The organism is Bradyrhizobium sp. SZCCHNS3052 (assembly GCF_032484495.1).
Lineage (GTDB): Bacteria > Pseudomonadota > Alphaproteobacteria > Rhizobiales > Xanthobacteraceae > Bradyrhizobium.
Map to the genome: position 1 here is coordinate 184683 of NZ_JAUETB010000006.1, position 19264 is coordinate 203946.

Sequence of the window (19264 nt, forward strand, 5' to 3'; positions counted from 1 at the left end):
TGGGTCAAGGGTGCGACATCTCGTCCGCCAGGTAGTTCTCGTAGGCCCGCGTGGCCAAGGCGCTGCCGGCAATTTCCGGATCGAGCGTGAAGAGATCCTGCGCGCGGCCGATGCCGCGCAGCGCGTAGCGGCCGGTCGACACCAGGTAGCGGCGACCTTCGTCGTCGAGCCCCTCGCAGAATTCGGCGGACGCCAACAGTTCGCGATCGACCGAGCGGCACATCGAGGCGATGCGGCTGACCTCGTTGACGGCCGGTCCCACGACGGTGAAGTCGAGCCGGTCCTCGCTGCCGATATTGCCGTAGAACACCTCGCCGACATGCAGGCCGACATAGGCCGAGGTGACGGGCCGTCCCTCGCCGGCGCGCCGTGCGTTCAGCTTCAGGATGTTCAGCCGAAAGCGATGCTCGGCACGCAGCGCAGCCCGGCGAGCCGAGGCCATGTCGCCTCCGGTGAAGATCGCCAGCACGCCGTCGCCGATCAGCTTCAGCACGTCGCCGCCGGACTCGTAGATCGCGTCGATCGAGGCTTCCGCATAGTCGTTGAGCAGCGGGATGATCTCGTCCGGCGATATGCTCTCACTGATTGCGGTCGAACTGCGCAGGTCGGAGAACCACAGCACCGCATTGATGCGCTCGGTGACACCGCGGGAAATCCGGCCGCGCAGCACCTGCTCCGACGCATCGCGGCCGAGATAGACGCGGCCAAGGGTTCGCACGATGTCGACCTGCTGCGCGGATTTGATCGTCAGCGCGAGCAGCGGGACCAGGTCGCGCAATGCGCCGACCTGCGTGTCGGTGAAGCCGCCGTCACGCCGCGTCAGCCAGTTCGAATAGAAGCAGTCCATCTGGCCGAGCGTGCCGGCTTCCCCGAACCGGTGCACGAAGGCGAGATAGTGCCGATGTCCCTGTGCGGAAAGCTCCTCGATGATCGGAAAATCGAGATGCGCACAATTCATGAAGTCAATGCTGAACTCGTCATGGCCGTTCTCCAGCATGTGGTGGAAGACCGAGCGCCGCCAATTCTGTGCCGCCTCTCCCTCATTGCTGGAGCCATATTCAAAGCTGTCGGCTTCGTTCGTGTCGAAATCGTTCCAGCGGAAGCCACGCCCCTCGAAAATCGGATGCAGCGTATCGATGATCGCAAGGCTGCGCGACAGTTCAAGCCCGGCCGCGCGACAGCGCTCGCAGAAGCCGCGCAGGATCTCGTTCTCCGGCATTCCGGTCAGGCTCTGACCTACGAGCCAGCTCGCCACTTCGAGACGGGTCGCCGTATCCATCGTTTCAACTCACCAACGCGTCACGATCCGGAAGGCTTCAGGCAGGCCGGCTCACCACCTCGCCGTCCTCCTTGGTGAAGGAGGAGACGGGATGATCGAGCAGGTCGAGCACAAGTTCGGACGGGCGGCAGAGCCGCGCACCCCTGCTGGTCACCACGATCGGCCGGTTGATCAGGATGGGATGCGCGAGCATCGCCTCGATCAGCTGGTCGTCGGTCCATTTGAGATCGCCCAGACCAAGCTCGGCATAGGGCGTGCCCTTCTCACGCAGCACGTCGCGCACCCTGACGCCCATCGCGTTGATCAGCGCAATCAGCTGTTCGCGGCTCGGCGGCGTCTTCAGATATTCGATCACCTCAGGCTCCTCACCCGAGGCGCGGATCATCGCGAGCGTGTTGCGCGACGTGCCGCAGGCCGGATTGTGAAAGATCGTCACGGGCATGGGCTGTCCAGTCGTTGCATTCCAAAGGCACATTTCCGTGCCGTGCGTCTCACCCCAGACATCGTGTGCCTGATGGTGCGGCCGCGATGCGGGAGATGGTCACTGTTATCACGGCGCCGCCGCCGGCCGGAATGGGAACTCCGCCGGTCGAGGGAAATCGCCGGCGCGATGTGCAGACTGGCAGGACGGAGCTGACCCATCGCGGCTTACACCACGTCGGCAGGAGCGAGCTTGCAGGCGCAGCCATCGGCCTCGATCTGCAGGGTCGGATGCTGGATGTTGAAGCGATGTGACAGCTCGGCGCAGACGCGATGCAGGAACGCATCATCCGTTCCGCCTGCCCGGACCAGATGCGCCGTCAGCGCGGTCTCGTTGGTGCTCATCGCCCAGACATGGAGGTCGTGCACCTCGCTGACGCCGTCGAGGGAGGCGAGATAATCGCGCACCTCGGGAAGCGCGATGTCGCGCGGCACGGCGTCGAGCGCCAGATTGACGCTGTCGCGGGCGAGCTCCCAGCCGCTCAACAGCACCACGAGCGCGATGACCAGGCTGACCGCCGGGTCGACCCACAGCCACCCCGTCCAGATCGTGACCAGTGCCGCGACGACCACGCCGAACGACACCGCGGCGTCGGCGGCCATGTGCAGGTAGGCGCCGCGGATGTTGAGGTCGGTGTCGCGGCCGCGCATGAACAGCAGCGCGGTGGCGCCGTTGATGGCGATGCCGAGCGCGGCGACCCACAGCACAGTGGTGCCGACCACCTCCCCCGGATTGCGCAGGCGGTCGAACGCCTCGACGGCGATGCCGCCGACGACCAGCAGCAGCAGACCGGCATTGATCAGCGCCGCCAGGATCGAGGCGCGGCGATAGCCGTAGGTATGGCGATCGGTCGGCCGCCGGCCCGACAACCACAGCGCGCCCCAGGCCAGGAGCAGCGACATCACGTCGGACAGATTGTGGACCGCGTCCGAGATCAGGGCCAGCGAATGCGCGGCGTAGCCGAAAACGAGCTCGGCGATGACGAAGCCGGTGTTGAGCGACACGCCGATCGCGAAGGCCGCGCCGAAGCTCGCCGGCGCATGGCTGTGGCCGGCGTGGCCGTGGGCATGTGAGTGGCCGTGCGAATGATCATGGTCGCGGTGGTCGTCGTGATGCTGGTGTGAGTGCGCCATGCGATCTGACCTACTACTCGCTGCTGATGAGCGCTCTCGATGTCGTCCCGGCGAAAGCCGGGACCCATAGCCACCGGCGGCAATCGGTTGGCACGCGCGTCGTTCCAGCCTGCCCATTCCCACGTCCTGTGGTTATGGGTCCCGGGTCGGCGCCATCGGACAACGCTACGCGTTGCCGATGGCTTGCCCGGGACGACAGTCTTGGTGTCGTCCCGATGAGTGGCAGACCGAAGGGGCGCTCGATCTTCACTCTCCCGCGCCTCACTCGATCGGCCGGTTGAACTTGTTCGACTTCGGCAGCCCCTGCGCGATGCGGCCGGCGTCGGCGCGGTTGCCCCGGTAGTCGGCCAATTCCTTCCAGCTCAGGCCCTGATCGCGGCCGGCGGAATCCTTCCAGGCCAGCCCCTGCTTCTGCTCGAAGGTGGTGACGTCGGACAGCTGCGCGCTGGTGTATTTCTGCAGCCGGACGCCGCGGCCACGCGCCATCTCCGGCACCTGGTCGAGCCCGAACACCACCATCTTGTGGTTGGTGCCGATGACCGCGACCTGATCGCCCGCGACGGTGGTGATCGCGCGCGCTTCCGCTGGCGCGGTCACGTTGAGCACCTGCTTGCCCTTGCGGGTGTTGCTGACGCAGTCCTCTTCCTTGACCACGAAGCCCTGGCCGTCGGAGGCCGCCACGAGGAACTTGCGCTCGCCCTTGGCGACGAACATCGACACGATCGAGGCGTCCTGGTCGAGGTCGATGAACATGCGGATCGGCTCGCCATGGCCGCGGCCACCGGGCAGCTTGCCGACGTCGAGCGAGTAGAACTTGCCATTGCTGGCGAACAGCAGCACCTTCGAGGTGTTCTCGGCGAAGAACGCCTGGCCGAGTTGGTCGTCGGTCTTGAACTGCAGGTTCGACAGGTCGGCGACGTGGCCCTTCAAGGTGCGCACCCAGCCCTTGTCGGAGACGACGACCGTAACCGGCTCGCGCTCGATGAAGGCCTCCTCGATGGCGGCGAGATCGTGCTCGGGCGCGTCGGCGAAATTGGTGCGGCGCTTGCCGAGCGGCGTCTTCGGCCCGAACATGTCGCGGACCGTCTTGACCTGCTCGCCGACCTTGGCCCATTGCAGCTGCTCGGATCCCAGCAGCGCATTGATGCCCTTCAGCTCGCCGCGCAGGTTCTTGTCCTCGGTGCGGATCTCCATTTCCTCGAGCTTGCGCAGAGAGCGCAGGCGCATGTTGAGGATGGCCTCGGCCTGGACCTCGGTGAGCTTGAACGTCTTCATCAGGACCGGCTTGGGCTCGTCCTCGGTGCGGATGATCCGGATCACCTCGTCGATGTTGAGGTAGGCGATCAAATAGCCGCCGAGAATCTCCAGCCGGTTCTCGATCTGATTCTTGCGGTAGTTCGAGCGTCGCAGCAGCACGTCGCGCAGATGGTCGAGCCATTCGCGCAGGCACTCGGCGAGACCCACCACCTTCGGGATCTTGCCCTTGATCAGCACGTTGAGGTTCAGCGGAATCTTGCTCTCGAGATCGGTGAGCCGGAACAGCGATTCCATCATCAGCGCCGGATCGACGTTCTTCGACTTCGGCTCGATCACGAGCCGCACGTCCTCTGCGGATTCGTCGCGGACGTCGCCGACCAGCGGCAGCTTCTTCTCGTTGAGCAGCTCTGCGATCTTCTCGACCAGGCGCGACTTCTGCACGAGATAGGGAATCTCGGTAATGACGACGATCCAGGTGCCGCGGTTGCCCTCCTCCTGCTTCCACTTGGCGCGGACACGGAACGAGCCGCGGCCGGTGGTGTAGGCCTCGATGATCGATTCCTTGGAGTCGATCACGGTGCCGCCGGTCGGGAAGTCCGGGCCCTTCACCCAGCGCAACAGCGCGCGCGACTTGGCGTCGGGCTTCTCGATCAGATGCAACGCGGCGTCGCACAGCTCGGCGGCGTTGTGCGGCGGGATCGAGGTGGCCATGCCCACGGCGATGCCCTGCGCGCCGTTGGCAAGCAGGTTCGGGAAGCCGCCGGGCAGCACCACCGGCTCCTTCGACTGGCCGTCATAGTTCGGCCGGAACTCGACGCCGTCCTCGTCGATGCCGTCCAACAGCAGACGCGCGACGTCGGTCATGCGCGCTTCGGTGTAGCGATAGGCCGCCGGATTATCGCCGTCGATGTTGCCGAAATTGCCCTGGCCGTCGACCAGCGGATAGCGAGAGGAAAAGTCCTGCGCGAGGCGGACCATCGCGTCGTAGATCGCCTGGTCGCCATGCGGATGGAACGAGCCCATCACGTCGCCGACGATCTTGGCGGACTTCTTGAACGCGGTACCGGGATCGAGCCGCAACAGCCGCATGCCGTAAAGGATGCGCCGGTGGACCGGCTTGAGGCCGTCGCGCGCGTCCGGCAGCGCGCGGTGCATGATGGTCGAGAGCGCGTAGGCGAGATAGCGCTCCTCCAGCGCCTCGCGCAGCGCGACCTCGTGAATCTCCGCCGGCTCCGGCGGAATCAGTGATTTTCCCATTAGCGTTTAGCTTTCAGTGGGTTAGCCCAGGAGCTTGAGCTGGCGTGAACGATTTGGGAACAGGCTTTATGCGATGACGCGCCGGGGCGCAATGACGGCCCTGCCCGGTTCCAGGAGGAAAAAGCCGGGTGTCCGGCCGCGGAACCGCAAAGTAGCCCGCAAATCATGCAGATCACGCGCCGCCGGTGCATGCGGCTCCGCTCACGGATTGAGCAGCCAACGCGCGTCCCGTTGAGGTGCAACGCTGTCGCACACGAGTCTGTGTTGCTGAGATCGTCACCGTCGCTAAGGTGGCAGCGGGCATCCTTGGTTGCGGGCCGACGCGACGAGGCGCGCCATCACGCCGCGCCTTGAACGCGGCAGATTCCATCCAGTGAGAAAGGCAGACACTCCATGAGCTCAGGATTCGTGACGACATCGGACGGCACGCAGATCTTCTACAAGGATTGGGGCTCGGGCCAGCCGATCGTCTTCCACCACGGCTGGCCGCTGTCGTCCGACGACTGGGACGCGCAGATGCTGTTCTTCCTCGACAAGGGCTTTCGCGTCATCGCGCATGACCGGCGCGGTCACGGTCGCTCCAGCCAGACGGAGACCGGCAATGAGATGGACACCTATGCGGCCGATGTCGCCGCGCTCGCCGCCAAGCTCGACCTGCGAGACGCGATCCATGTGGGCCACTCGACCGGTGGCGGCGAGGTCGCGCGCTACGTGGCGAAGCACGGCAAGGGCCGCGTCGCCAAGGCTGCCCTGCTCGGCGCGGTGCCGCCGATCATGCTGAAGACGGAGAGCAATCCCGGCGGGCTGCCGATCGAGGTGTTCGACGGCTTCCGCGCGGCGCTCGCCGCCAACCGCGCGCAATTCTTCCTCGATATTCCGACCGGCCCGTTCTACGGCTTCAATCGCAATGGCGCCAAGGTTTCCGAAGGCGTGATCCGCAACTGGTGGCGCCAGGGCATGATGGGCGGCGCCAAGGCGCATTACGATTGCATCAAGGCGTTCTCCGAAACCGACTTCACCGAGGACCTCAAGGCGATCGACGTGCCGGTGCTGCTGATGCATGGCGAGGACGACCAGATCGTGCCCATCGACGACTCCGCGCGCCTCGGCATCAAGCTGCTGAAGCATGGGACGTTGAAGACCTATCCGGGCTTCCCGCACGGCATGGCGACGACGCATGCCGACGTGATCAATGCGGACCTGCTCGCGTTCGTCAGGGGGTAGCTCGATCATTGCACTTCGCCGAATGCGCATTCCGATGCCGATGAAGCGATAGATCTCAAATCTTGCTCGTCATGGCCGGGCTTGTCCCGGCCATCCACGCAGCACTGCACACGCCGAACGACGTGGATGCCCGGGACAAGCCCGGGCACGACGAGTTCGGGGCTACCATTGATCCACTATCTCAATTTCCGCGTTGGAGACGTCGTCCTGCCTTCTCGCGACGCGCTCCGCGCCCGAGCTATCAAGATCGATTACCCTCTTCGGACAGAGGGCACAGGGAAGGCCGGACCTCGACTGAGGCCCGTGGCCCGCCTGCTCAAAAAATGCAGGCGGCAGGTACCACAGGTTCAGCCGGACGACCCGGCCCTCCCTGTGCGATGGGCTTACGAGTTATACGCAGTCTCCCCGGTGTCCGGCTTGTGAGCCACCGTCGCCCCTGGGATCATCACCCACGGACTTGGCGCCAGCATCGGGGCGCCAGGACGCTGCGATTTCGTCGTCCTGCTGGACTCGTTCGTCCGCGCGCACATGCGCGCTGCGATCCGGCAGGCCACCGCTCCCCGCTTCCTACGTCTCGTGACGATCGCGATGCGCCCCTCCTGTGGAGGCGGGATGCCGGGAAACATCGTCCTGATTTGCCCGACGACACAAGGCGAGCCCCCTGCGGCAGATTGGCTCGACGGGCAATTGGCGCATGGGAGATCGCGCCATTCTGCATATCAGAAACCGGACCGGCTGAGGCTCGGCGCGACCGCGGGAACCGATGGCGCCCGAGGCGCGTTCTCTCCGCATCAACGTAATGCGTATGCGATATCAACCGAAGCACGACCTGCTGGCGGGCATCTTTGCATGAAGAATTTTTCCGATGCATCCTTTTCGCCTGATGTCATCGCGCTGATGACCGAAGCCCTCAACGCGTCGGTCGCCGCGCTGCCTGAGCCGGTGAGTTCGACGAACGTGAACCTGCTTGCGGAAGCCGTGCTGCGCGCCGCCAAGGCCGGCGAGCGCGACGTCACCGCGATGCAGCGGCTCGCGCTGCTCGAACTGCAGATCATGCCGCGCATGTAGAGCGGATCACAGGCTTTCCTACAGTCGTAGAGCATTCCCAACGCGCTCACTTCCGGACCTCCTGGTTCGAGATGCGCCGCACGCGGCGCTCCTCACCATGAGGATGTCGGATCGCGCCTGACGCGCCGCCGGCCTCCCGCGTCCATCCCCCCAGCCCCTGCGCCACGTCCCACCCGTTCGCAATTGACAAATCTATTCGTCAATGTCTAACTCCCGTCGCCGCCGACAGAGCGGAGCAAAACGGGGAGGATCTTCATGCGACGGCAGCTGCTCGCCTGCGCGTTCCTGGCAACGACATCATTCATCGCGACAGGCGCTTCAGCCCAGGTTTCTGACGACGTGGTGCGGATCGGCGTGCTCACCGATCTCTCGAGCTGGGGCCGCGACAACAGCGGCCCGGGCTCAGTCGAGGCGGCGAAAATGGCGGTCGAAGAGTTCGGCCCCACCGTGCTCGGCAAGCCGATCGAGATCATCAGCGCCGATCACCAGATGAAGACCGACGTCGGAACGACGGTCGTACGCGACTGGTTCGACAACGGCAAGGTCGACGCGGTCGTCGACATCCCCAACTCCGGTATCGCGATCGCCGTGCACAACATGGTGCGCGAGCGCAACAAGATCGCGCTGCTGTCAGGGCCCGGCGCGAGCTCGCTGACCGACGAGCTGTGCAGCCCGAACACCGTGCACTTCACCTACGATACCTATGCGCTGTCCAAGGTGACGACCTCGGCCGTGATCGGCCAGGGCGGCAAATCCTGGTACTTCATCACCGCGGACTATGCCTTCGGCCAGCAATTGGAGAAGGACGCCACGCGCTTCATCAAGGAGCTCGGCGGCACCATCCTCGGCGGCGTCAAGCATCCGACCAACACTGCCGACTTCTCCTCCTTCGCCTTGCAGGCGCAGAGCTCGAAGGCCGACGTTGTCGCCTTCGCCAATGCCGGGCAGGACACCGACAACGCCATCAAGCAGTCCGGCGAGTTCGGCCTGGTCAAGGGCGGCCAGAAGCTGGTCGGCCTGTTGATGTTCGACACCGACGTGCATGCGATCGGGCTCGAGGCCGCGCAAGGCACCTACATGACCACGGCGTCGTACTGGAACATGGACGACAACACCCGCGCCTGGTCGAAGAAGTTCTTCGCCCGCGCCAAGGTGATGCCGACGATGATCCAGACCGGCGTCTATGGCTCCGTGCTGCACTATCTCAAGGCCATCAAGGCGGCCGGTACCGACGATCCGAAGGCGGTGATGGCGAAGATGCGCGAGCTGCCGATCGAGGATACGTTCGTTCACGGCGGCAAGCTGCGCGAGGACGGCCGCGTCATCCGCGACATGTATCTGGCCCGCGTCAAGAAGCCGTCGGAATCGAAGGAGCCGTGGGACTATCTGGAGATCGTCAAGACCGTGAAGGGCGAGGATGCGTTCCGGCCGGTCTCCGAATCCAAGTGCCCGCTGCTGAAGAAGTAGGAGCGCGCACATGAGCGGAGCAGATCACCCGGCCGGCGACACCCATGATTGCGACGTGCTGGTGGTCGGCTCCGGCTGCGCCGGGCTGTCGGCGGCGGTCACCGCCGCCCATGCCGGGCTGAAGGTCATCGTGACCGAGAAGGAGCCGCGCTTCGGCGGCACCACGGCGCGATCCGGCGGCTGGCTGTGGATTCCGGGCACATCGCTCGCCAAGGCCTGGGGCATCGATGAGCCGCCAGAGCTGGCACGCACCTATCTGCGCCATGAGGCCGGCAACAGTTTCGATGCGGCGCGCGTCGACGCGTTCCTGACCAAGGGGCCGGAGGCCGTCGACTTCTTCACCAGCAAGACCGCGCTGAAGTTCGACATGCCGCTGACCTTTCCGGACTACCACGCGGAGGCGCCGGGCGGCACCCAAGGCGGCCGCTCGATGGTGACCCGGCCGTTCGACGGTCGCGAGCTTGGGCGTCACATCGAGGATCTCGGCCAGCCGCTGCCCGAGCTCACCGTGTTCGGCATGATGCTCGGCTCCGGCAAGGAGATCATCCACTTCATGCGCGCGACCAAGTCGCTGGCGTCGGCGTTCTACGTCGCGAAGCGGCTGTCGAAGCATGCGCTGGACGTGCTGCGCCATGGCCGCGGCATGACGCTGACCAACGGCAATGCGCTGGCGGGGCGGCTGGCGAAATCCGCGTTCGATCTCGGCATTCCCCTGTGGCTGTCGTCGCCGGTGGCCGAGCTGATCCGCGACGGCGAGGCCGTGCGCGGCGCCGTGGTGACGCGGCAGGGCAAGCGTATCAGGGTCAATGCGCGGCTCGGCGTGGTGCTGGCCTGCGGCGGCTTCCCGCATGACGTCGAGAGGCGCAAGGCGATGTTTCCGCATGCGCCGACCGGACAGGAGCATGTGTCGCCCGGCCCCGTCGGCAACACCGGTGACGGCCTGCGGCTGGCGGAGGCCGTCGGCGGCCGGGTCGAGGACGGCCTGCCGCACGCGGCGGCCTGGGTGCCGGTCTCCGTCACCACGCGCAAGGACGGCAGCAAGGGCGTGATGCCGCACTTCATCGACCGTGCCAAACCCGGCGTGATCGCAGTGACCGCGGACGGCGTGCGCTTCGCCAATGAAGGCAATTCCTACCACGACTTCGTGCAGGCGATGGTCAAGGCGGCGAAGCCCGGCCGCGAGATCGCGGCCTGGCTGATCACCGATCACCGCTCGTTGCGCCGCTACGGCCTCGGCTGCGTGCCGCCGTTCCCGATGCCGCTCGGGCACCATCTGAGCACCGGCTATCTCAAGCGCGGCGCGACGCTCGCCGAGCTCGCGAGCACGACGGGCATCGATCCGCGGGGGCTCGAAGCAACCGTCGCCGCGTTCAACGCCGATGCCGCGCTGGGCCAGGATCCCACGTTCGGCAAGGGCTCGCGCGCCTACAATCGCTATCAGGGCGATGCGCTGCACGGGCCGAACCCGTGTGTGGCGCCGATCAAGGACGGGCCGTTCTACGCCATCAAGATGGTGATCGGCGATCTCGGCACCTATGCCGGCATCCGCACCGATGCGCATGCCCGCGCGCTCGACGCCCAGGGCCACCCGATCGAGGGGCTCTATGCCGCCGGCAACGACATGGCGAGCATCATGGGCGGCAACTATCCGGGCGCCGGCATCACGCTGGGACCGGCGCTGACCTTCGGCTACATTGCCGGCCGCCATCTCGCCGAACGCGCTGGCCAAAGGAGCGCCGCATGAGCGACAGTCAGATGTTGGCCGGCAAGCTTGCGCTGGTCACAGGGGCGGCGCACGGCAATGGCCGCGCGATTGCGCTCGGCCTCGCCGGCCGCGGCGCCGATGTCGTCATCACCGACATCGACTTGGAGGGTGCCGAGCGTTGCGCCGCCGAGATCCGCGAGCACGGCCGCCAGGCGTGGGCGCATCGGCTGGATGTCACCGACGCCGCCGGATGCACCGCATTGGCGGCGCAATTGCGCGCCGAGGTCGGCGCCATCTCGATCCTCGTCAACAATGCCGGCATCATCATTCGCGAGAACATCGACTCGCCGCGTGCGCCACAGAACTGGCAGCGCGTACTCGACGTCAATCTCAACGGCGTGTTCAACGTCACCTACGCCTTCCTTGCCGCCTTGCGCGCGACGCGCGGCACGATCGTCAACATTGCATCCGTCGCCTCCTTCGTCGGCATCAGCAACACGCTCGGCTATTCGCCGTCCAAGGGCGGCGTGAAGTCGCTGACCCAGGCGCTGGCGCGCGAGCTCGCCGCGGACGGCATCCGCGTCAATGCCATCGCCCCCGGCGTGATCGCCACCGCGATGACGGAGTCGACCCGCAACGATCCCGAGCGGCTCGCCGGCTTCATGAGCCGCACGCCCCTCGGCCGCGTCGGCCAGCCCGAGGAGCTCGCTGGCCCGGTGGCGTTCCTGGTCTCCGACATGGCGTCCTACGTCAACGGCGTCACGCTGCCGGTCGACGGCGGCTTCCTGGCGGTGTAGGCACGGCGCCGGACCAGGGGCACAACAAGACATGGGACGAGAGAGCCGCGGCATCCAGTCGATCGAGGTCGGCGGCACCTTGCTGCAGGCACTGGCGCGCAGCGGCGAGCCGATGATGCTGCGCGACCTCGCGCGCGAGGCCGGGCTGCCGCCGGCCAAGGCGCATCCCTATCTCGTCAGCTTCTCGCGCATCGGTTTGATCGAGCAGGACGAAACCACCGGCCGCTACGAGATCGGCCCGCTGGCGCTCGAGCTCGGCCTGATCAGCCTGCGGCGGCTGTCGGCGGTCCGGATCGCCACCCCGAAGATCGCAGCGCTCGCCGGCGCGATCGATCACGCGGTATCGCTCGCGGTGTGGGGCACCAATGGCCCAACCGTGGTGCGGCTTGAGGAGCCGAGCCATCCGGTGCACATCGTGATGCGCGTCGGCTCGATCATGGCGCTGCTGGAGACGGCGACGGGCCGCGCGTTCGCGGCGTTCCTGCCGCCGAAGACCGTGAAGGCCGCGCTCGACACCGGCCTCGATCATCTCGGTGTCGGCTACAATCCGAAGCGCGCACCGAAGAGCCCGAAAGTGGCGGAGATGCTGGCCGAGGTGCGCGCACAGGGCCTGGCGCGCGCCATCGGCGATCCGCTGCCCGGCGTCAATGCCTTCGCCGCACCGGTGTTCGATCACGCCGGCCACGTCGCACTGGTCATCACCGCGATGGGCCCGGCCGGCACCTTCGACGCCGGTTGGCAGTCCCCGCTCGCCAACCGCCTGCGCGCGTGTGCGGCCGAGATCTCCAAGCAGCTCGGCCACGGCATCGCGCAGCCGTGACGCTCAGGCCGCGACCGAGCGTTTCTCCGGCCACGGCTCGGCCCACGCCGGCAGCCGCATCAGGCCATCGAGCCAGCGCACGATGTTCGGAAACGCCTCCATCGGCATCTCGGCCTCGCGCCAGTCGGTCGCCATCGACGCGGCCGCGAAATCGGCGATGGTGAGCCGGTCGCAGGCGACGTGGCCGCGCGCCCGCAGATGCGCATCGAGCACGGCGGCGAAGGTCTTCAGGTTGGCGACCTTGCCGGCCAGCGCGGCACGGTCGGGCGCACCGAGGCCGAACGTCTTGCGGACGATGTGCTCGAAATAGAACGGTCCGACCGCCGGCGCCCAGTGGCAGTCGTTCCAGGCCAGCCAGCGCAGCACCTCGATCTGCTCCTGCGGATTGCGCGCCGGCCACATGTCGCAGCTCTCGCGGATGCAGAGGTGCGCCATGATGGCGGTCGACTCCCACAGCACGGTGTCGCCGTCGACCAGCACCGGCGCCTTCATATTCGGGTTGAGCGCGGCGAACTCCGGCGTCTTCAGGCCGCGGCTGATGTCGATGAACTCGGCGGGCACGCCGAGATGCTTGACCAGCGCGAGCACGCGGCGCGGCGCCTGGGCCTTGATCCAGTAGATCTTCATGACGGGTCTCCATCTCCTGTGCCTTGAAGACGAACGTCGCAGCACCGGATCGACAGTGACGGAGCAAAAATTCAGCGGCGGTTCCGCCGACTCGTACGGTTCCCGTAGCCGTCACATCGCGCGCACCGCCGCCCGTGCGGTGAGAATGCAACCCGGCAGGAACGTGCCCTCCAGCGAACGCTTGCCCGACGCGCCGCCGCCGCCGAAGCCGGCGGCTTCGCCGACGGCATAGAGCCCGCCGATCGGCGCACCCGTGGTGTCGAGCACCCGGCTCTGCAGATCGGTCTTGAGGCCGCCGAGGCTCTTGCGGGTAATCAGTTGCATATGAATGGCGATGTAAGGCCCGGCGCCCGGGGCCTGCAGCGGCGCAGGCTTGCAGGTGCGGAGCTTGTCGGGGCCCCATTGCCGCGCGTGCAGGATGCGGCGCAACTGATCGTCATTGTGGAGCTTGTCGCCATTCCCAAAGTTCGCGTCGAAGGCGTCGGCGGTGGCCTGCAGCACCTCCGGCTTCACGTCGCCGGTGCCGGTCAGCGCATTCATCTTGGCGGCGAGACCGGTCAGCGTCTCGTCGACCAGGAAATGCCGGCTCTCGCGCTGCATCTGCCTGACCAGGCGATGATTGCCGAGCAGCGTCTCCTTGAGGAACATCGGCATCTGCCGGTCGCGGATGCGCGGATTGTGCTCGGCGCCGGAGATGGCGAACTCCTTGGCAGCGATGCGCCAGTTCAACAGATGCCACGTATACGGCTTCTCCTGCGCCGCGACGCGCTGGCACAGATCATGGGTGTCGAAGCCGGTCACCAGCGGCTCGGGCCCGATGCGCTCGCCCCTGTGATTGAGCCACAATGCCGATTTGCACGGCACCAGCGACAGGCCATGGCCCTCGAAATGCGGAAACGGATGCGGGATGCCGGCGGCGTAGTTCCACATCTCGCCGGCATGCGTGATCTCGGCGCCGAACGCCTCGGCCGCGTGGTGATGCAACTTGCCGTCGGAGAACGGATGCGCGCCATTGAGCATCGCCGCCGGCAGCGGCCGGCCCTTGATCCAGTTGGCGCGGGCCTCCGCATGGCTGCCATTGAGGCCGCCCATCGCCAGCACCGTCAGCGGCGCGGCGATGCGGATTTCGGCGCCCGTCTCCTCGTTGACGGCGACCACGCCCGATACGGCGCCGGCAGCGCAATCGAGGCTGACAACGCGATGACGGTGCAGCACCGTCAGCCTGCCGCCACCGTCGGCCGCGCGCATCGCTTCGATCATTACGCGCGTGAGCCGCTGCGAGGTGCCCCAGACGATGTGATAGCGCGGCAGCGCATTGCCGTCGCCGTACCGGCCGCGCTCGACCCAGTTCACTGCCGGCATGAACGTCACGCCGTGCGCCAGCAGCCAGTCGTAGACCTCGCTGCGGGAATGCGCGACGTAGTAGCGCGCCCATTGCAGCGGCCAGTGCTCGGCGGCATCGAGCTCGCCGAACCTGATCCAGTCGCGCAACGCGATCTCCGGCGTATCCGGGATCTTCATGCGCGCCTGCAACGGCGTGCCGATCAGCGCCATGCCGCCGAATGCCCACAGCGCCAGCCCGCCGAGCCGCTCGGGCGTGTCCCGGTCCACGATCGTCACCGACTTGCCGGCGCGCAGTGCCTCCAGCGCGGTGACGATGCCGGCAAGACCGCCGCCGGCGATGACAACATCGGATTGCAGCGTCGCGCTCATGTCACGGCGCGATCTTGCGCTTGAGCATCCGCGCCACCGGCAGCGGAACGCGGTCGAGCGATCCCAGGAGGTGCGGCAGGAGCTTCAGCTTGAGGCCGGTCAGCGCCGGCGGCACCATCGCCTCGATCAGATGGGGCCCCGGCCGCGCCAGCGCCCCCTGCAAGGCGCTGGTGAGTTCGTCCGGCGTGGTGACGCGGGTCGATCGCACGCCCATGCCGTCGGCGATCTGCGCGAGCTTGAGGACCGGCCCGTGCAGGTCGAGCTGCGCCCGCGCCTTCGGTCCGATCTCCTCGGCGCCGACCCGTTCCAGCTCGACGTTGAGCACCGAGTAGGAGGCGTTGTTGAAGATGATGGCGGTGACGTTGAGCCGCTCGCGCGCGATCGTCCACAGCGACTGGATCGTATACATCGAGCTGCCGTCGCCGATCAGCGCGATCACCGGCCGGTCGGGACAGGCGATCGCCGCCCCGATGGCATTCGGCAGCCCCTGCCCGATGGCGCCGCCGGTCAAAGTGATCAGATCGTGGCGCGGCGCGCCCGCGGTGAATTTCGACAGCATCAGGCCGGAGCTGATCGCCTCGTCGATGATGATGGCGTTCTCGGGCAGGAGGTGACCAACGGCCTTGCAGACCTTTTCCGCGGTCAGCTTCTTGCCGCGCGGACGCCCGGGCCGCGAGGCCGGCGACAATGCCGGCGTGGCGCGCCCGGCCTCCAGGGCGGCGGCAAGCCTGGTCAGGCTGCACGCGGCGTGCTGCGCCGGCGTCGACAAGGTCAGCACCTTGCAGCCGTCATGCGGCAGATAGCTCTTCTTGCCGGGATAGGCGAAGAACGACACCGGCGCCTTGGCGTCGACCAGGATCAGGGTGTCGATCTCCTTGAGCTGGATCTGCGCCATCTCGGCGAGATAGGCGATCCGCTCGACGGCCGGCAGGCCCGCTCCACGCTGCATGCGTGTCGGAAACGTTTCGGCATAGACTTTCACACCGCAGGTCGCGGCGATGCGCGCGGCCGCCAGCAGCGACTCCTCGTGCAGCGCCGTGCCTCCGAGTAGAAAAGCGCTGCGGCCGCCCGCCCTGATCGCCTCGGCGACGGCCTGCACGGTCGCATCGTCCGCAGGCGCCGGCGGCTCGATCACCGGCGCCGGCTCGGCGACGCCGCCCTCACCCCAGGACACGTCGGCCGGCAGGATCAGCGTCGCGACCTGTCCGGGCCAGGAGCACGCCGCCTTCACGGCCGCCACCGCATCGCGGCACAGCTCCGACGTCACCTGCGAGGTCCAGACGAATTCCGGCGAGACGTTGCGCGCGACGGTCTCGATATCGGACTGGAGCTGCGCGTCATAAGGGACATGATAGGTGGCGTGGTCGCCGACGATGTTGACGACGGGCACCTTGCCCTTGCGCGCATTGTGCAGATTGGCGAGGCCGTTGCCGAGGCCGCAACCGAGATGCAGCAGCGTTGCCGCGGGCGTGCCGGTCATCCGGGCGTAGCCGTCCGCCGCACCGGTCGCCACCCCTTCGAACAGGCACAGCACGGCGCGCATCTCCGGCGCGGAGTCCAGCGCCGCGACGAAATGCATCTCGGAGGTGCCAGGATTGGTGAAGCAGACCCGAATGCCGGAATTGACCAGGGTCCGTATCAGAGCTTGTGCGCCGTTGGGCATGAGAAAAGCCTGTTGCGGGGAAACTGCCGCAGCTCGGGGCGACTTGGCCGGCCCCGCCATGGCATTTCCCCTGTTTGTATTTGTGCCATTTTGGAATTGACGGTCTCAGAAATCCAATGAATTGTTATGCTTTGATCAATGAGCTGGGATCATCGATGCACACACCAACGTTGCGTCAGTTGCAGCAGCTGGTCTACCTCGCGGAAGAGCGGCATTTCGCCCGGGCCGCCAAGCGCGCCCATGTCACCCAGTCGGCGCTGAGCCGCAGCCTGCAGACCCTGGAGGACGAAGCGGGGATGCGGCTGTTCGACCGCAGCTCGCGCTCGGTGGAGATCACGGCGGTCGGCGAACGGCTGGTGGCGCGGGCCCGCTCGCTGTTGTCGGGCGCCGACGATCTCGGCCGCGAGATGCGGCTGTTGCGCTCGGGCGATGCCGGCCAGGTGACGGTGGGCGTCGGCGCGTTCACGGGCCTAGTGCTGCTGCCGGATGCGATGGCGCAGCTGTATGCCGAGCATCCATCCGTGCGCATCAAGCTGGTGCAGGACAATTGGCGCGCCCTGATGGACGTGCTGCAACAAGGCAAGCTCGATTTCTTCCTGGCGCACATCACCGACATCAGGACCGACGACAGCCTGGACCTCGAGCCGCTCGGAAGCCTTCCCGGCTACTTCTACTGCCGGCCGACCCATCCGTTGGCGGGGCGACGGGAGCTGTCGGCGCGCGATCTGGCCGGCCAGCACTTCGCCTCCGTCGCGCTGCCGCCGGACTTCAGCCGGCGGCTGGACGACCTGATCGCCGCGCCACGGGGACGCGGTTTCAATGTCGCCCTCGAATCCGAGAACGCCGGCCTGCTGGTGCAAATGGCGGTCCGCTCGGACGTCGTGCTCGTCGCGGGGGATGCGGTCGTCACCCACGAGCTGGCCTCCGGTCAGCTGGTCCGGCTCAATGTGGCCGAGCTGAAAGAGCCGCGCGCATCCGACCTGCTGCTGGCGCAGTTCGGCATCCTGCGCCTGAAGGGCCGCACCCTGTCGCCGGCGGCGATGATGCTGATGGACATGGTGCGCGCGCAAGCCGCGCAAATGCTGACCGGACCGCGCCGGCCGCCGGCTCCGCGCGCCGCACGCAACGCGCATCGATCTCGGCCGAGATCACGCAAGAAGCCGGGTGCACCCCGGCGCAACCGGTCGCGAAGTCATACCAGGAGCAAAGCCTGACCGGGGCGTGGCCCTGCGCCATCATCCGACGGCCGCGCGGCGCGACATCTCCTCCAGAACCCGCATTGCCTGCTCTGCCTGCGCTTCGGGTACGAACAGGTGATCATGATGAAAGGCCGAGACCGCGTTGACACTGATGCCGGCCCCTGCGAGGCAGGTCGTGACTGCGGCGAGGAAGCCGACCGCATCGAGCGCTGATCGCACCGACAGCGTGATCAGGCGCGCGACGAACTGATACGGCAGCCCGGCCTGCTCGGCGTCCTCGCGCCGGACGATCAGCGTGATCCCTTCGCGCTCGCGAAACAGCATCAACGGCGTCAGCTCGGCCGGGATGTCGTGATGCGTATCGACGGTGCAGAACACGAATACGCCGTCCTGCAGCTCGGGTGCCATCGTGCGCAGCAGCGTATCGAGGTTGCGTCCGCCCGCCATGGATCCCCGTCAGTTCGCCGCCAGGCGCTCGCGCCCATGCGGCGAGGTGAAATCCTGCCGCGGCCCGACCGGGACGATGCCGGTCGGATTGATGGTGCGATGGCTCTCGTAGTAGTGCCGCTTGATGTGCTCAAAATTCACCGTCGCGGCAATCCCCGGCCATTGGTAGAGATCGCGCGTGTAGGCTGAAAGATGCGGATAGTCGGCGATGCGGCGGATGTTGCACTTGAAGTGGCCGACATAGACGGCATCGAAGCGGATCAGCGTCGTGAACAGCCGGATGTCGGCCTCGGTCATGGTGTCGCCGAGCAGGAAGCGGCGCGCCGACAGCCGCTCCTCCAGCCAGTCGAGCGTGGCGAACAGCGGGCCGATCGCCTCCTCATAGGCGGATTGCGTGGTCGCGAAGCCGCATTTGTAGACGCCGTTGTTCAGCGTGTCGTAGACGCGCGCATTGATGGCGTCGATCTCATCGCGCTGGGCTTGCGGATAATAGTCGCCTTGCCTGGCGCCGACGCCGTCGAACGCCGAGTTCAGCATGCGGATGATCTCTGACGACTCGTTGTTGACGATGGTGCGGTTTTGCTTGTCCCAGAGCACGGGCACGGTGACGCGGCCGGAATAATGCGGCTCCGCGGCGGTGTAGACCTGATGCAGAAGGCCGGCGTGATTGACGCTGTCGGCCACGACGCCCGGACCCTCGGCAAACGTCCAGCCCTGCTCGCGCATCAGCCAGTGCACGACCGATACCGAAATCATGTCATCGAGCCCCTTCAGCGCGCGCATGATCAGGGTGCGGTGAGCCCACGGGCAGGCCAGGCTGACATAGAGATGATAGCGGCCCGCTTCGGCCTCGAAGCCGCCGGTGCCGGATGGGCCCGGACGGCCGTCAGCCGTGACGAAGCTACGGAACGCCGAATCCTTGCGGATGAAACGGCCGCCGGACGCCGCCGTGTCGTACCAGACGTCGTGCCATTGGCCGTCGACCAGGACTCCCATGACGCTCTCCTCTCACACCGTGGCCTGTGCACAGGACTGCAACCTGCAGCCCCTTCGCCTGGGCCCTTACGTGACAGGAGTACACGTCACCCCGCCGCTGCGCCAGCAGAGAGCACGCTCCGAGAAGACGG

16 protein-coding genes are annotated in these 19264 nt (G+C 66.7%); 7 read left to right on the forward strand and 9 right to left on the reverse strand.

The genetic code is table 11. The features are described from left to right. Positions 1-4: 4 nt before the first annotated feature. The 4 genes from QX073_RS20565 to parC all read right to left on the reverse strand — a co-directional run bounded on the left by QX073_RS20565 (position 5) and on the right by parC (position 5407). Entirely contained in the window at positions 5-1279 is a 1275-nt protein-coding gene (locus tag QX073_RS20565) for an adenylate/guanylate cyclase domain-containing protein (protein ID WP_316226272.1), read from the reverse strand. Positions 1280-1316: 37 nt separating this feature from the next. Continuing rightward, positions 1317-1721: an arsenate reductase (glutaredoxin) gene (arsC, locus tag QX073_RS20570; RefSeq protein ID WP_315752927.1), complete on the reverse strand. Its 405-nt coding sequence runs from the start codon at positions 1719-1721 to the stop codon at positions 1317-1319. Between the two features lie 206 nt (positions 1722-1927). After that, positions 1928-2893 carry a cation diffusion facilitator family transporter gene (locus QX073_RS20575; RefSeq protein WP_316226273.1) on the reverse strand — a complete coding sequence of 322 codons (966 nt, stop codon included), beginning with the start codon at positions 2891-2893 and terminating at the stop codon, positions 1928-1930. Positions 2894-3154: 261 nt separating this feature from the next. Further along, positions 3155-5407: a DNA topoisomerase IV subunit A gene (parC, locus tag QX073_RS20580; RefSeq protein WP_315711422.1), complete on the reverse strand. Its 2253-nt coding sequence runs from the start codon at positions 5405-5407 to the stop codon at positions 3155-3157. A gap of 393 nt (positions 5408-5800) precedes the next feature. On the opposite strand from parC, the gene QX073_RS20585 reads away from it, so the two are divergent. The 6 genes from QX073_RS20585 (at position 5801) to QX073_RS20610 (ending at position 12488) form a co-directional block, all read left to right on the forward strand. Next, entirely contained in the window at positions 5801-6631 is an 831-nt protein-coding gene (locus QX073_RS20585) for an alpha/beta hydrolase (protein ID WP_316194877.1), read from the forward strand. A 612-nt stretch (positions 6632-7243) separates the two neighbouring features. Then, positions 7244-7699, forward strand: a complete 456-nt coding sequence (locus tag QX073_RS34430; RefSeq protein WP_410051258.1) for a hypothetical protein — start codon at positions 7244-7246, stop codon at positions 7697-7699. 255 nt (positions 7700-7954) lie between these two features. Beyond that, complete coding sequence (locus QX073_RS20595) at positions 7955-9166, forward strand: ABC transporter substrate-binding protein (RefSeq protein ID WP_316187302.1); 1212 nt, start codon at positions 7955-7957, stop codon at positions 9164-9166. A 10-nt stretch (positions 9167-9176) separates the two neighbouring features. Then, a complete protein-coding gene (locus QX073_RS20600; RefSeq protein ID WP_316187303.1) occupies positions 9177-10910 on the forward strand; it encodes an FAD-dependent oxidoreductase in 1734 nt (577 codons plus the stop codon). After that, positions 10907-11668 carry a glucose 1-dehydrogenase gene (locus tag QX073_RS20605; RefSeq protein WP_316175187.1) on the forward strand — a complete coding sequence of 254 codons (762 nt, stop codon included), beginning with the start codon at positions 10907-10909 and terminating at the stop codon, positions 11666-11668. The genes QX073_RS20600 and QX073_RS20605 overlap by 4 nt, the downstream gene beginning before the upstream one ends. Positions 11669-11699: 31 nt before the next feature. After that, on the forward strand, positions 11700-12488 hold the full coding sequence (locus tag QX073_RS20610) for an IclR family transcriptional regulator (RefSeq protein WP_316165159.1): 789 nt from the start codon (positions 11700-11702) through the stop codon (positions 12486-12488). A 3-nt stretch (positions 12489-12491) separates the two neighbouring features. Here the strand turns inward: QX073_RS20610 and QX073_RS20615 are convergent, their stop codons facing one another. From QX073_RS20615 to QX073_RS20625, 3 genes are all read right to left on the reverse strand, one after another. Further along, positions 12492-13115 carry a glutathione S-transferase family protein gene (locus QX073_RS20615; protein WP_316187304.1) on the reverse strand — a complete coding sequence of 208 codons (624 nt, stop codon included), beginning with the start codon at positions 13113-13115 and terminating at the stop codon, positions 12492-12494. Positions 13116-13226: 111 nt separating this feature from the next. Next, positions 13227-14828 (reverse strand): FAD-binding protein, encoded by a 1602-nt coding sequence (locus QX073_RS20620; protein ID WP_316226274.1) that lies wholly within the window; start codon positions 14826-14828, stop codon positions 13227-13229. Position 14829: 1 nt separating this feature from the next. After that, positions 14830-16491: an acetolactate synthase large subunit gene (locus tag QX073_RS20625; RefSeq protein WP_315711412.1), complete on the reverse strand. Its 1662-nt coding sequence runs from the start codon at positions 16489-16491 to the stop codon at positions 14830-14832. A 155-nt stretch (positions 16492-16646) separates the two neighbouring features. On the opposite strand from QX073_RS20625, the gene QX073_RS20630 reads away from it, so the two are divergent. Further along, entirely contained in the window at positions 16647-17705 is a 1059-nt protein-coding gene (locus tag QX073_RS20630) for a LysR family transcriptional regulator (RefSeq protein WP_315711411.1), read from the forward strand. 21 nt (positions 17706-17726) lie between these two features. Here the strand turns inward: QX073_RS20630 and QX073_RS20635 are convergent, their stop codons facing one another. Both QX073_RS20635 and QX073_RS20640 read right to left on the reverse strand, forming a co-directional pair. Next, the gene (locus tag QX073_RS20635) at positions 17727-18137 is read right to left on the reverse strand and encodes an ACT domain-containing protein (RefSeq protein WP_316188495.1); all 411 of its coding nucleotides are present in this window, start codon (positions 18135-18137) and stop codon (positions 17727-17729) included. Between the two features lie 9 nt (positions 18138-18146). Beyond that, entirely contained in the window at positions 18147-19133 is a 987-nt protein-coding gene (locus tag QX073_RS20640) for a glutathione S-transferase family protein (protein ID WP_316226275.1), read from the reverse strand. Between the last annotated feature and the right edge of the window lie 131 nt (positions 19134-19264).

Coding starts and splice junctions, on each gene's coding strand:
- QX073_RS20640 (WP_316226275.1), bottom strand. CDS start 19,133: ATGGGAGTCCTGGTCGACGGCCAATGGCACGACGTCTGGTACGACACG.
- QX073_RS20625 (WP_315711412.1), bottom strand. CDS start 16,491: ATGCCCAACGGCGCACAAGCTCTGATACGGACCCTGGTCAATTCCGGC.
- parC (WP_315711422.1), bottom strand. CDS start 5,407: ATGGGAAAATCACTGATTCCGCCGGAGCCGGCGGAGATTCACGAGGTC.
- QX073_RS34430 (WP_410051258.1), top strand. CDS start 7,244: ATGCCGGGAAACATCGTCCTGATTTGCCCGACGACACAAGGCGAGCCC.
- QX073_RS20630 (WP_315711411.1), top strand. CDS start 16,647: ATGCACACACCAACGTTGCGTCAGTTGCAGCAGCTGGTCTACCTCGCG.
- QX073_RS20565 (WP_316226272.1), bottom strand. CDS start 1,279: ATGGATACGGCGACCCGTCTCGAAGTGGCGAGCTGGCTCGTAGGTCAG.
- QX073_RS20595 (WP_316187302.1), top strand. CDS start 7,955: ATGCGACGGCAGCTGCTCGCCTGCGCGTTCCTGGCAACGACATCATTC.
- QX073_RS20600 (WP_316187303.1), top strand. CDS start 9,177: ATGAGCGGAGCAGATCACCCGGCCGGCGACACCCATGATTGCGACGTG.
- arsC (WP_315752927.1), bottom strand. CDS start 1,721: ATGCCCGTGACGATCTTTCACAATCCGGCCTGCGGCACGTCGCGCAAC.
- QX073_RS20605 (WP_316175187.1), top strand. CDS start 10,907: ATGAGCGACAGTCAGATGTTGGCCGGCAAGCTTGCGCTGGTCACAGGG.
- QX073_RS20620 (WP_316226274.1), bottom strand. CDS start 14,828: ATGAGCGCGACGCTGCAATCCGATGTTGTCATCGCCGGCGGCGGTCTT.
- QX073_RS20610 (WP_316165159.1), top strand. CDS start 11,700: ATGGGACGAGAGAGCCGCGGCATCCAGTCGATCGAGGTCGGCGGCACC.
- QX073_RS20635 (WP_316188495.1), bottom strand. CDS start 18,137: ATGGCGGGCGGACGCAACCTCGATACGCTGCTGCGCACGATGGCACCC.
- QX073_RS20575 (WP_316226273.1), bottom strand. CDS start 2,893: ATGGCGCACTCACACCAGCATCACGACGACCACCGCGACCATGATCAT.
- QX073_RS20585 (WP_316194877.1), top strand. CDS start 5,801: ATGAGCTCAGGATTCGTGACGACATCGGACGGCACGCAGATCTTCTAC.
- QX073_RS20615 (WP_316187304.1), bottom strand. CDS start 13,115: ATGAAGATCTACTGGATCAAGGCCCAGGCGCCGCGCCGCGTGCTCGCG.